The 12,258-nt window shown below is 70.3% G+C and carries 9 protein-coding genes and 2 pseudogenes; 6 read left to right on the top strand and 5 right to left on the bottom strand.

The genetic code is table 11. From position 1 onward, the window contains the following. The first annotated feature begins 11 nt into the window (after nt 1-11). Nucleotides 12-1,157, top strand: a complete 1,146-nt coding sequence (locus SPR02S_RS46535; RefSeq protein WP_043258975.1) for a Gfo/Idh/MocA family protein — start codon at nt 12-14, stop codon at nt 1,155-1,157. 37 nt (nt 1,158-1,194) lie between these two features. On the opposite strand, the gene SPR02S_RS46540 is transcribed toward SPR02S_RS46535, so the two are convergent. Continuing rightward, on the bottom strand, nt 1,195-1,668 hold the full coding sequence (locus tag SPR02S_RS46540) for a helix-turn-helix domain-containing protein (RefSeq protein ID WP_245607748.1): 474 nt from the start codon (nt 1,666-1,668) through the stop codon (nt 1,195-1,197). Nucleotides 1,669-1,739: 71 nt separating this feature from the next. On the opposite strand from SPR02S_RS46540, the pseudogene SPR02S_RS57960 reads away from it, so the two are divergent. The 5 genes and pseudogenes from SPR02S_RS57960 to SPR02S_RS46565 all read left to right on the top strand — a co-directional run bounded on the left by SPR02S_RS57960 (nt 1,740) and on the right by SPR02S_RS46565 (nt 9,016). Next, nucleotides 1,740-2,199 (top strand): annotated as a pseudogene (locus SPR02S_RS57960) (cupin domain-containing protein). An 80-nt stretch (nt 2,200-2,279) separates the two neighbouring features. Next, nucleotides 2,280-3,086 (top strand): alpha/beta fold hydrolase, encoded by an 807-nt coding sequence (locus tag SPR02S_RS46550; RefSeq protein WP_019063920.1) that lies wholly within the window; start codon nt 2,280-2,282, stop codon nt 3,084-3,086. A gap of 75 nt (nt 3,087-3,161) precedes the next feature. Then, nucleotides 3,162-3,617: pseudogene (locus SPR02S_RS57965) on the top strand (MBL fold metallo-hydrolase); the annotation flags it as partial. Nucleotides 3,618-4,018: 401 nt separating this feature from the next. Further along, complete coding sequence (locus SPR02S_RS46560; RefSeq protein WP_245607749.1) at nt 4,019-5,428, top strand: MFS transporter; 1,410 nt, start codon at nt 4,019-4,021, stop codon at nt 5,426-5,428. 294 nt (nt 5,429-5,722) lie between these two features. Then, nucleotides 5,723-9,016, top strand: coding sequence for a TIM-barrel domain-containing protein (locus SPR02S_RS46565; RefSeq protein ID WP_506410167.1), 3,294 nt, complete (start codon nt 5,723-5,725; stop codon nt 9,014-9,016). 7 nt (nt 9,017-9,023) lie between these two features. Here the strand turns inward: SPR02S_RS46565 and SPR02S_RS46570 are convergent, their stop codons facing one another. From SPR02S_RS46570 to SPR02S_RS46585, 4 genes are all read right to left on the bottom strand, one after another. Then, on the bottom strand, nt 9,024-10,613 hold the full coding sequence (locus SPR02S_RS46570; protein WP_078623213.1) for a flavin-containing monooxygenase: 1,590 nt from the start codon (nt 10,611-10,613) through the stop codon (nt 9,024-9,026). 2 nt (nt 10,614-10,615) lie between these two features. After that, on the bottom strand, nt 10,616-11,080 hold the full coding sequence (locus SPR02S_RS46575; protein WP_245607750.1) for a cupin domain-containing protein: 465 nt from the start codon (nt 11,078-11,080) through the stop codon (nt 10,616-10,618). 117 nt (nt 11,081-11,197) lie between these two features. After that, the gene (locus SPR02S_RS62635) at nt 11,198-11,368 is read right to left on the bottom strand and encodes a hypothetical protein (RefSeq protein WP_019063926.1); all 171 of its coding nucleotides are present in this window, start codon (nt 11,366-11,368) and stop codon (nt 11,198-11,200) included. Nucleotides 11,369-11,397: 29 nt separating this feature from the next. Next, nucleotides 11,398-12,183 (bottom strand): IclR family transcriptional regulator, encoded by a 786-nt coding sequence (locus SPR02S_RS46585; RefSeq protein ID WP_043258978.1) that lies wholly within the window; start codon nt 12,181-12,183, stop codon nt 11,398-11,400. Nucleotides 12,184-12,258: the final 75 nt, after the last annotated feature.

A 12,258-nucleotide genomic window follows, 5' to 3' on the forward strand; every position in this document is an offset into this window, starting at 1 on the left:
TCGGGGTGGCGATGATCGGCCACTCGTTCATGGGAGCCGTGCACTCCCAGGCCTGGCGCACCGCGCCCCGGGTGTTCGACCTGCCCTTCGACGTCGACATGACCGTCGTCTGCGGCCGTGACCCGAAGGGCGCGGCACGGGCTGCCGAACGGCTGGGGTGGGGCGACTGGGCGGCCGACTGGCGGGAGGTGATCCGTCGCGACGACGTGGACGTCGTAGACATCTGCACACCCGGTGACTCCCACGCCGACATCGCGATCGCAGCCCTGGCCGCCGGCAAGCACGTGCTGTGCGAGAAGCCCCTCGCCAACACGGTCGAGGAGGCCGAGCGGATGGCCGCCGCAGCGCAGGTCGCGGGCGAGGCCGGCGTCCGGTCGATGGTCGGCTTCAACAACCGGCGCGTGCCCGCCTTGGCACACGCCGCCCGCCTGATCGCCGAGGGCCGCATCGGCGAGGTGCGGCACGTCAGAGCCCAGTACCTCCAGGACTGGATCGTCGACCCCGAGTTCCCGCTGGTGTGGCGGCTGCGCAAGGAACGGGCCGGCTCCGGCGCGCTCGGGGACCTCGGCTCGCACGTCATCGACCTGCTCCAACACCTGACCGGCGAGCGCCTCACCGGGGTGTCGGCGACGCAGGCCACGTTCGTCACCGAGCGCCCCTTGCCGACGGAATCCAGTGGCCTCTCGGCGAGCGCCGGGGAACAGCGCGGGCAGGTGACCGTCGACGACGCGACCGCGTTCACCGGTCGGCTGGAAGGGGGCGCCCTCGTCGTGGTCGAGGCAGCGCGCTTCGCCACGGGGCGCAAGAACGCGCTGCGGATCGAGGTGAACGGCTCACGCGGGTCGGTCGCCTTCGACTTCGAGTCGATGAACGAGCTTCTGCTGTACGACGCCGACGCCCCGGAGACGGAGGCGGGATTCCGCCGGATCCTGGTCACCGAGCCCGGGCATCCCTACCTGGGCGCCTGGTGGCCGCCCGGTCACGGTCTGGGTTACGAGCACGCGTTCGTCCACCAGGTCCACGACTTCCTGACCGCGGTGGCGGAGGACGGGAGCGACCCGCGCCCGTCGTTCGCCGATGGCCTGCAGGTCCAGTACGTCATGCGGGCCGTCGAGCGCAGCGCCGCGGACTCCTCTCGCTGGACGAGCATCGGCTGACTACATGTCGCTGGCCACGGCAGGCGCGCTGTGCGGGTCAGTTCCGCGCCGCAGTGGTCGAGCGGGCGTATTCGGTCGGCGTCCGGCCGTAGTGCTTCTTGAAGGCGCGGATGATGTGGCTGCTGTCCGCGAACTGCCAGTGGGCGGCGAGTTCCGAGACGCTCAGTCGGCCGGAGGGTGCGGTGAGGGCTAGTCGGGCTTCTTCCAGGCGCCGTTGGCGGATGTAGGCGGTCACCGATTCTCCCGCCGCGGCGAATGCCCGTTGCAGGCTGCGCACGGAGACGTTGAGTTCACGGGCCAGCATCGCGCCGGAGAGTTCGGGGTCGGTCAGGTGGTTGTCCGCGAGGTCCTTCGCCGCCTGGGCGAGGGCCGACGCCAGTTGGGGTTCCGTGTCGTCGACCCGGTGCCTGGCCACCGCCTTGGCCAGCTCGATGAGTGTGCTGTGCGCGGCCTGCACTCCGGCCGGTCCGAGGTCGGCGGCCATTTCGTAGATCATGTTCGAGTGGGCCACCAGCAGGCGCACCTACATTCATGAGAGTCAACCCCAACGAACACAGCCCACTCTCTTACGCGTAGGCTCAAATGAAAGACGTCTCAGTGGTCGGCCCGGACGCCGGTGAGGCGATCCAGCTCGGCCCGACCCGGATGCGGATCCTGGAGGACGGCGCCACGACCGATCACCGCCTCGGCATCGGCGAGATCACGCTCGCCCCGCACACCGACGGTCCGCCGCAGCACCGGCACGCCCGGCACGACGAGGGCTTCTACGTCGTGTCCGGCGCGGCCCGGTTCACCGTCTGGCGAGACCGTGTACGACGCGCCCGCCGGAACGCTGGTCATGATCCCGCCCGGCGCCCCGCACACCTTCGCCAACCCGACCGACGGCACGACGGTCCTGCTCAACACGTTCGCCCCGGACCTGTACGTCGACTACTTCCGGGAACTGCGCGACATGATCGCCGCCGGCCGCCCGCTGACCCCCGAGGCGACGATCGAGGCGATGAGCCGGTACGCCACCGAGCCGGCCACCGACTTCGCCTGAACATCCGTACCCGCGCCCCTCACCCTCGCCCCTCACCCTTCTTCCGACCCACTCACCAGAATCGTTCAATGAGATAGACCGTGGGAACCACCACCCAACACACCGTCAGTCTCGAAGGAATCGGCCCGGTCGAGGTGTCCGTGACCGAATACGGCTCCGGACAACCGTTCCTCCTCCTGCACGGCGGGGCCGGCCCGCAGTCGGTGACGGGGTTCGCCGAGAAGTTCGCCGCCGCTCACGACGTGTGCGTGCTGGTCCCGACCCACCCGGGCTTCGGCGGCACCGTACGCCCCGAGGCATTGGCCTCCGTGTCCGGACTGGCCATGCTCTACGGCGCGTTGCTGGACCAACTGGCGCTGACCGACGTCACCGTCATCGGCAACTCGACCGGCGGCTGGATCACCGCCGAGATCGCGCTCCTCAAGTCGCCGCGCGTCAGCGGCATCGTCCTGATCGACGCCGTCGGGATCGAGGTGCCCGGCCATCCGGTGGCCGACTTCTTCTCCCTGACCATGGACGAGGTCTTCCGGCTCAGCTTCCACGATCCCGAGCCGTTCCGGATCGACCCCACGACCCTGCCCCCCGCGGCGCAGGCGATCGCCGCGGGCAACCGGACCGCGATCGCCGTCTACGCGGGCTCCGCCATGACCGACCCCACCCTCGCCGGGCGTCTCGGGTCCCTGGAGCTCCCCACCCTCGTGCTGTGGGGTGAGAGCGACGGGATCGTCGACGTCGACTACGGCCGCGCCTATGCCGCCGCGATCCCCCTGGCCCAGTTCCAACTCCTCCCCGAGACCGGCCACTCCCCGCAGCTGGAAACCCCCGACCAGGTCATCCAAGCGATCTGGGACAGCGCCGATACGGGCTTCTCCGCCTTCGCCCGCTGAGCGGCGCCCCCCTCCCTCTCGCGACCCACGGAGCCCCTCCCCATGCCCTAGACCCCGGTCACCCGCACGAACGTCACGGCGCTCGCGCCCTGGCAGGAGGCAGAGATCGGCGGCGTGACCATCACCGCCGCCTCCGCCGAGCACGGCGTCTACGAGGTCACCTTCGTCCTGCGTGCCGGCGCCGACGCGGTGTACTTCGCCGGGGACACCATGCTCATCCCCGAACTGGCCGAGATTCCCAGGCGGTTGGGGCACATCTCGCTCGCCCTGCTACCCACCAACGGCCTGCACATCCGGCCGGCCGGCAACAAACAGGTCGTCATGAACGCCGACGAGGCAGCCGAACTGACCGCGCTCCTCAAGCCCGAGTTGGCCGTCCCGCACCACTACGCCTTCACCAAGGGCTTCCTGAGCGACCGGCTGATCACCCACAGCGACAAGGACCCGCTGCGCTACCGCAACGTCTCCCACGACCTGGCCCCCGAAACCAGCGTCCGCATCGTCGAACCCGGCATCAGGGTCGAACTCTGACCCGTGCCCGACACCGAGGACCTCCTCGACGAAGTCCCCATCGACCAGCCGAAGTTGGCCACCGCCGATCTCCATCCGCTCCTGGATGTGAGCGCTGTCCACCCGCCAGGAACCGGCGAAGGCACCCGGAACCCCACTCCAACTCCGGCTCCACCTCAGGCATCCCGGCCCACCGCCACGGCAACTCCCCGCCGAAGTGCGAGCGCGCGCCCGCCGCCCCCCTTTCCCCACGCCACGCCGAGCCATTCGCGCGCGTCCCGGCGGACACCCCGCACGTCACGTCAGGAACCGGAAAGCACCACCCCGCCCATCAAGGAGAACGACCATGACGACGCCCACGCCCCCGCCGGACGACACCCGTCGTCGGCCTGGACTCGTCCTCGGTGTGCTGCCTGAGCCTGTTGATCACCGCCCTGGACACCACCGCCGTGAACGTCGCGCTCCCCGCCGTAGGCCACGATCTGCACGCCCCGGTGAGCGGGCTGCAGTGGACCGTCGACGGGCACACCCTCGCGGTCGCCGCCTTCATGATGCTCGCCGGATCCAGTGCCGACCGGATCGGACGGCGGCGGGTGTTCCAGGCCGGGCTGGTCCTCTTCACCGCTGGCTCACTGGCTTGTTCGCTGGCCCCGACACTGGGCTGGCTGATCGCCTTCCGGGTCATGCAGGGACTGGGTGCCAGCATGCTCAACCCGGTCGCCCTGTCGATCATCACGCACGCCTTCCCCGATCCTCGCGAGCGCGCCCGCGCGATCGGGCTGTGGGGCACCACGGTCGGCCTGTCGCTGGCCGCCGGCCCGGTGGTGGGCGGTCTGCTGGTCGCCTCGGCCGGCTGGCGCTCGATCTTCTGGATCAACATCCCGATCGGAGTGGCCGCCCTGGTGCTCGCCGCGATGTTCGTCCCCGAGTCCAGGGCCGCGGCGCCCCGCCGCCCGGACCCGGTCGGTCAGGCGCTCGTCGTCACGCTCCTGACCTCGCTGATCTTCGCGATCATCGAGGGCTCCCATCGGGGCTACGGAAGCACGTCCATCGTCGCCCTGTTCACCCTGGCCGCGGGCGCGGCCGTAGCGCTGCCCGGCTACGAGCGGCGTCGCCAACAGCCGCTGGTGGACCCGGTGTTCTTCCGTTCGGTGCCGTTCGCCGGGTCCTTCGTCGCCGCCGTCACGGCGTTCCTCGTACTGTCCGGCTTCCTGTTCCTCAACACCCTCTACCTGCAGGACGTACGCGGCTGCAGCGCACTCCAAGCGGGCCTGCTGACCATGCCGATGGCCGTCGGCACCGCGCTCGCCTCGCCGCTGTCCGGACGCCTCACCGCCGCGCTCGGCCCGCGCCCGCCGCTGGTCGCCGCGGGTCTGCTGATCGCCACCGCGGCACTGACGCTGACCACGCTCACCCCGACCACGCCGTGGGCGATCCTGCTCGTCGCCTACGTACTCCTCGGCATCGGATTCGGGCTGGTCAACGCCCCGATCACCAGCACCGCCGTAGCCGGTATGCCGCGCGCCCAGGCCGGGGTCTCCGCCGCGATCACCACCACCGGCCGCCAGGTCGGCAACAACCTCGGCGTCGCGGTCCTCGGCTCGATCGTCACCGCCCGCACCCGAGCCCCCGGCGGGGCGGGATTCGCCACCGCCAGCCACGCGGGCTGGTGGATCCTAACCACTGGCGGCCTCGTCATCGCGGCGATAGGCCTCGCGACCACCACAGCCCGCGCCCTCGCCACCGCCGGCCGCGTCGCCGCACGTTTTCCGGCCGACCCGGTGCCGGCGGTGAGCAGCGCGCCCGCCGTACGCGGAGGCACCCAGACCTGACGCCTTGCCAACTATCGCTGCGCTACGGCGTCCAGGGCGGCCCGCGTCGCCGGTCACGCACCTGCCGCAAGAGGCCCGAACACGCCTGCCGCAGCGAGGAGTTCAACTCCGGGAACTCCCTACCGTCCCCCTTCCCGACCACAACCCCGCCCGGCAGAACGGATGCGCACAGGAACCCTCAACCGCAAGGGTTGACAACGATGTCGGCCAGCGGCAGATTCCACCACGCGCGAACGGGAACCGGCACACCTCCACCACGGGCCCAGGTGGCCCCACACTAGGACGGAGCTGTCCGTGAGAAGACGATCGGCGTTGGGCACCACCCGCATCCCGCGAAGACGCGTCACGGTCCTCGCCCTCATCAGCACCCTGGCCGCCATGCTCGTGACCAATACCGGGGAGGCCTCGGCGCACGTGACGGCGAACCACCGCACCGCGTCGGTGACTTCAGGCAACGCGCGCTTCCAGGTCCTGTCCCCCACCCTGATCCGCACCGAGTACGCGCAGGACGGGAAGTTCACCGACAGCGCGACGTTCAACGCGATCGGCCGCACCGCGTTCACGTCGCCCCCGTACACATCGAGTACGTCCAACGGCTGGCTGACCATCACCACGAGCGCGCTCACGCTCAAGTACCAGGTGGATTCAGGGCCGTTCGACGCGCAGAACCTCTCCGTGCACCTGTCGGCCGGCGGGTCGGCGGTCGACGCCGACCCGTGGCACCGGCTCACCTGCGGTGTGGGCGCCCTGTGCGAGGCCGAGCAACTGCCCCACAGCGGGGCCGGTGTCGCCACGGACCACGACGGCTACACCGGGTCCGGGTTCCTCGCCGGTTTCGAGGGGACGGGCGACTCCGTGTCGGCCGACGTCGACGTCAGCACGGCGGGGACGTACACGTTCGACGCGCGTTACGCCAACTCCGTCGGCGGGGACGGCCAGAACACCGCCCGCACCCTCACGCTGACGGTGGACGGCGGCGCGAGCCGCACCGTGAGCCTGCCGACCACCGCCAACTGGGACACCTGGGGGCTGGCGAGCAGCGCGGTCCAACTCGGCGCCGGGCACCACACATTGACGCTGACGAGGACCGCCGCCGACTCCGGCGACGTCAACCTCGACAGCGTCGCCCTGGTGAACCAGGGCAGCGGCTTCCCGCCCATCTCCACCACCGCGATCACTAGTTGCGGATACAGCGTCAACTGCGAGGCAGAGGCGGACCGCGTCTCGGGTACGGCGATCACCGCCACCGATCACGCCGGGTACTCCGGCAGTGGCTTCCTCGCCGAACTGAACCAGGGCGCAGGCGTGTTGACCCATGTGGTCGGCGTACCGGCCGACGGCACCTACGCGTTGCAGGTCCGCTATGCCAACGCCACCGGCCGCGACGGGCTCTACCAGACCCGTACGGCGACGATGTCCTCCGGCGGCACCACGCAGACGCTGTCGCTGCCCGTCACGGCCAACTGGGACACCTGGAGCACCGCCTCCGTCCCCGTCACCCTGAAGGCCGGGGCGAACGACATCACCGTCGGCTGCCCGGACGCCGCGAGCTGCCATGTCAACCTCGACACCGTCTCCGTCACCGCCGCCAACTCCCCTGCCCCGCAACCGCACTTGGCGCTCGGTGGCTACCGCCGCAGCCTCGACGGCGTCGACGGTGACAACGGCGCGCCGGCCACCACGCCCGGCCTGCTCTACAAGGACGGCTGGTACCTCCTCGACGACACCGCCTCCGCCCTGTACGACACCGGTACCCGCCAGGTCACCCAGCGCCCCACCCACGGCGGCGCGCCGTACCAGGACGGCTATGTCTTCGGCTACGGGCACAACTACCAGCAGGCGCTGACCGACCTGGCCACCCTCACCGGCCCGCCCGAACTGCTTCCCCAATGGGCCTACGGCGTCTGGTACTCGGAGTACATCGACCGCACCGCCGCCGACTACGAGAACCGGATCCTGCCCGCCTTCCGTGCCGAGGGCGTGCCGCTCGACGTTCTGGTCACCGACACCGACTTCAAGTCGCCGAACACCTGGAGCGGTTGGGAGATCGACCAGTCCAAGTTCCCTGATCCGAAGGGGTTCTTCGACTGGGCCGCGTCCCAGGGGCTGCACAACACGCTCAACATCCACCCGAGCATCCTGAGCAGCGACCCGCAGTTCGCGCAGGCCCAGGCGACCGCCAAGGGCAAGCTGCACAAGGGGGGTTGTGCGCCCGCCGCGAGCAGCGGTGCCGGTGACTGCTACACCTTCGACTGGGGCGACCCGGATCAGCTCAAGGCGTACATGGATCTGCATCAGACGATGGACCAGCAGGGCAACGACTTCTGGTGGCTGGACTGGTGCTGCGACGCCTCCCAGTCCTCGCTGCCCGGTGTCACCCCCGACGCGTGGATCAACCAGCAGTACGCGACGGACGCCGACAAGACGATCGGCCGGGGCTTCGCCGTCTCCCGTGCCTACGGCTCGCTCCAGGCGGGCGGTTACAGCGGCCAGCAGGGGTTGCCCACCGGGCCGTGGGCCGACAAGCGCACCACCGTCCACTTTACCGGCGACACCTCCTCCACCTGGGGCACCCTGAAGGCCGAGGTCGGCTTCACCCCCGGCGAGGCCGCCGCCACCGGCATGTCGGCGATCAGCCATGACATCGGCGGTCACAACGACACGACGAACCTGACCGGTTCGGAGACCTACACCGCCGACGGCACGACCCACACCACACACAAGCTCCCCGACGACATGTACGCCCGCTGGGTCCAGCTCGGCACCTTCCAGCCCATCGACCGCCTGCACAGCAACCACAGCGACCGGCTGCCCTGGCAGTACGGCACGGCGGCCCGCGCCTCGGCCGACAAGTTCCTCAACCTCCGCGAGAACCTGGTGCCTTACACCTACTCCCTCGCGCAGCAGGCGAACACGACCGGCGTCCCGGTCACCCGCCCGATGTACCTCCAGTACCCGAACGAGCCGCAGGCGTACGCCACTTCGGGCAGCGAGTACTTCTACGGCCCCGACATGCTCGTCGCCCCGGTCACCACGCCCGGCACCACGGCGACGACCTCGGTGTGGTTCCCGCCGGGCAGCCAGTGGACCGACTACTTCACCGGGCAGACCTACGCCGGCGGCACCACCCAGAACATCACCAACGGCCTCGACACCATGCCGGTGTTCGTCCGGGCGGGCGCCGTCATCCCGACCCGCACGAACGACGTCACCAGCAACGACAAGAACCCGCTGACCAAGGTCACGCTCACCGTCGCGGCAGGTGCCTCCGGCTCCTCCACCCTGTACGAGGACGACGGGACCACCGGCACCGGTCGCGGCCACAGCGCCCTCACGAAGATCCGGTACCGGGAGAACGGCACCCGGCACACGGTGACGATCGATCCTCCGACCGGAAGCTTCCACGGCCAGATCCGAAACCGGCAGTGGACCGTCTCCCTGCTCGGCGTCACCGCTCCGGGCACTGTCCGTGTGGGCGGGGCTCAACTCCCCGCCCGCGCCTACCACTTCGACAGTACGACCCGCACGCTGACCGTCACGCTCCCGGCGCGGAGTGTGCGCACGCCGATCACCGTGACGTGCGGTTGATCGACTCCTAGCCGGTCGGCACGTCCGACTGGGCCTGCCGTGTACTTCCCGGCCCAGCAGCGGGGGCCTCGCTGTCCGGGCCGGGAAGCAGGCGCAGTCGGTCCCCGTGTCCGGGCTCGATCAGAGCCAGGCGCTTGAGCAGCATCGGGGTCAGCCGACGGTACGCGGCCGGATCGACCGGGCCGAGCCAATGGGCGGCGCGGATCAGCGGATTGATGTTGAGGTCGAGGTCGCCGAGCACTTCGTCGGCGTTGTGCATGGAGAACGGGATGATCTTGGTGCCGCGGCAGTGGTGGGTGTCGGTGGCGATGTCTATGAAGGCCAGTTGCTCGACGACCGCGTGCCGCATGGTCTCGGTGTCGGGTGTCGCCAGCGCGCCCGCAAGGTCGGCGGCGATCCACAGGGCGGCGATCTCGGCGTTGAGCGGGCTGAAGAAGGAGGAGTTGTAGCCGTTGAAGTACAGGCCGGGAATGCCGAGGGGCAGGATCTGGCGGTAGAGCATGAAGTTGCCGCGCTCGTCGAGCAGTTGCTCGCGCACCTTCTCGGGGAGGAACGGGACGCCCTGGGTGAAGCCGGTGGCGCAGACGACCAGGTCCGCGCGGAGTGTGGTGCCGTCGGACAGGCGGGCGGAGGGCTCGCCGTCCACGACGAGGAGCTGCTCGATGGTGCGGTCCCGGCGGACGGTGATGTCGCCCGCCTCGACGGCCTCGAAGAATCCCTCGGTCGCGAGGCCGATGGCGCCGCGCACGATGTCCTCCATCGTTCCCCGGGGCACGAGATCGAGGCGCTTCAGGCCGAGTTGACGTATCGACACCGTGCCGATGGAGTTGATCATCCGACGGCGCAGGCCGTTGCCGGGGCCGTGCAGGAAGCGTTCGAAGCCGCGCGGGCGGATGTACCGGAACAGCGCCTCGCCGAGCCGGGTGAGCAGCAGCATCTTGAAGTTGAGTCTGCCGCCGATCTTGCGCGGGACCTTCCACAGCAGTTGGCGCGCGATGACGTCGGTGCTCGTGGCGACGGCGCTGATCGGCACGGCCACGTCGCAGGCCGACTTGCCGTAGCCGACGACGAGGACGTTGCGGTCGCGCGCCTGCTCGGCGTCGTGGAACTCGGTGCCCGCGCACACCTGGCCGCCGGCCGCGGTGAACTCCGCGAGGCCGTCGAACTTCGGGACCGCCGGTTCGCAGAACACTCCGTTGGCGACGACGAGTCGGTCGTAGGTCTCCGTGGCGTGGGTGCCCGCGGAGTCGCGGTACTCGACGCTCCACGCGCCGTCGGCGGTCGGCCGCGCCGAGAGCACCTCGGTGCTCAGGCGGAGCGTGCGTTCGAGGTCGAAGTGGGCGGTGTAGTCGGCGAGGTAGGACTGGATCCGGGCGCCGTCGGGCCACTCCGGGAAGTCCGCGGGCATGGGGAAGTCGGAGAACGAGTACTGCGCCTTCGGGCTCTGCGTGGTGACTCCCGGGTAGCGGCGCGTGCGGCTCCATACGCCGCCCACGTCCGGGGTCTTGTCGAATACGTCTGTGCGGTGTCCGGCCTGGGTGAGTACCTTCGCGGTGACCAGGCCCGCGAGGCCGGCTCCGATGATGGCGATCCTCATGGTCACGCGACCTCGGGCGGCAGTTGGAGCTCGATGCCGAAGTCGGCCATGATCTTCTTCATCAGCCCGATGTCCTTCGGTCCCGGCGGCATCTCCGCGAGGGCCTGGTAGTAGCCCTCCAGTCCTGCGGGTGAGACGACGGAGATGACCCGCGACTCCTCCGGATAGGGGTTGCGGAAGGCGTGGATCACATCGCGCGGCAGGTAGAGGTAGTCGCCGTGTTCGAGGACGAAGTCCCTGCCGCCGAGGTGCACGTCGAGCCGTCCGGCGAGGCAGATGAAGGACTCGTCCTCGCGGGTGTGCAGATGGGGCGGCGGTCCGTCGGTCTCCGGCGGGACCGTGTACTCGAACAGCGAGTACGCGTCGTGCGTCGCCGCGCCGTCCGCCTTGAGGGTGATGCCCAGTCCGAGCGCCGCGATCTTGTGTCCTTCGCGGGAGGGCAGCATGTAGCCACCGCCTAGAGTCACCGTCGTCTCCTTCCGGTCGCCACCGCGGCCCGTCCGACCGCGGCGCTGGTCCGCTGCGATCAGCGTCGGTTCGGCACCGCGGATACGCAATCAACCGTCCCACCTGCTGGGACGATTTCAGCGCCGGGTGCTGTAGGCCCGCGAGGCGGCAGCGGCGGCGAGCCGTACTGCGGGCCCGGCGCGGACCAAGGCGGTGGGCCCGGTGACCGACAGCGCCGCGGCGACCCCGCCGGACGGGCCGAAGATCGGGTCGGCGACGCAGCGCCGTTGAACGCGGTCGACGCACAATCAACCCCGTCCCACCCACTGGGCTGACTTCAGCGGCGCGTGCTGTAGGCCCGAGAAGCCGCCGCCGCAGCCAGCCGCACCGCGGGCCCGGCCCGGTCGGCGCGGACCAGAGCGGTGGGACCGGTGACCGACAGCGCCGCGGCGACCGCGCCGGACGGGCCGAAGATCGGGGCGGCGACGCAGCTCACGCCGATGTTGCCCTCCTCGCGTTCCACCGCCCAGCCCCTGGCCGGGACGGCGGTCAGCTCGCGGATCACGGCCTCCTTGGTGGTCAGGGTGCGCGGATTGCGCGGCGGCATTCCGGCATCGAGGACGGCGTCGATGGTCTCGGTCTCGCTGTAGGCGAGGATGGCCCGGCCCAGCGCCGAGCAGTACGCCGGGACGATTCCGCCGACCTGGGAGAGCATCGGCATGGGGCGGTGGCCGGTGATCTTCTCGACGACCAGGATCTGCGCGCCGTCCAGGACGCCGAGCTGCACGGTGGTCCTGGTCGCGCTGTGCAGGTCCTGGAGGTAGGGCAGCACGGCCTCGCGCAGTTCGAGCCGGATCGGCGCCAGGCTCGCGATCTCGAAGAGCCGGTTGCCGATCCGGTAGTGGCCCTGGGGTTTGTCCAGCCAGCCGAGCCGGATCATCCGGTCCGCGGTGCGGTGCGTGGTCGACCGGGGCAGTCCGCAGCGGGCCACGAGCGCGGAGAGGGTCAGCTCGCGGTGCGCCGCGTCGAAGGCGCTGAGGATCGCCGCCGCGCGCTCAAGACCCGAGGTCTCGGCCTTGCCGTCCCGCGCAGTGGGACTCGTCCCTTGTTCGCCGGGGGTCATGCCGGTCACGCTAAGGCTGTCCCCACCCGGCGGACAAGGGGAAGGCTCGGCTGTCCCTGCCGACGGGCACGGAGC

This window comes from Streptomyces prunicolor NBRC 13075, assembly GCF_000367365.1.
Classification (GTDB): Bacteria; Actinomycetota; Actinomycetes; order Streptomycetales; family Streptomycetaceae; genus Streptomyces; species Streptomyces prunicolor.

Excerpts from the sequence above, each read along its gene's own strand:
- SPR02S_RS46535 (WP_043258975.1), top strand. The coding sequence starts at position 12 with ATGATCGGCCACTCGTTCATGGGAGCCGTGCACTCCCAGGCCTGGCGC.
- SPR02S_RS46570 (WP_078623213.1), bottom strand. The coding sequence starts at position 10,613 with ATGAGGATCGCCATCATCGGAGCCGGCCTCGCGGGCCTGGTCACCGCG.
- SPR02S_RS46585 (WP_043258978.1), bottom strand. The coding sequence starts at position 12,183 with ATGACCCCCGGCGAACAAGGGACGAGTCCCACTGCGCGGGACGGCAAG.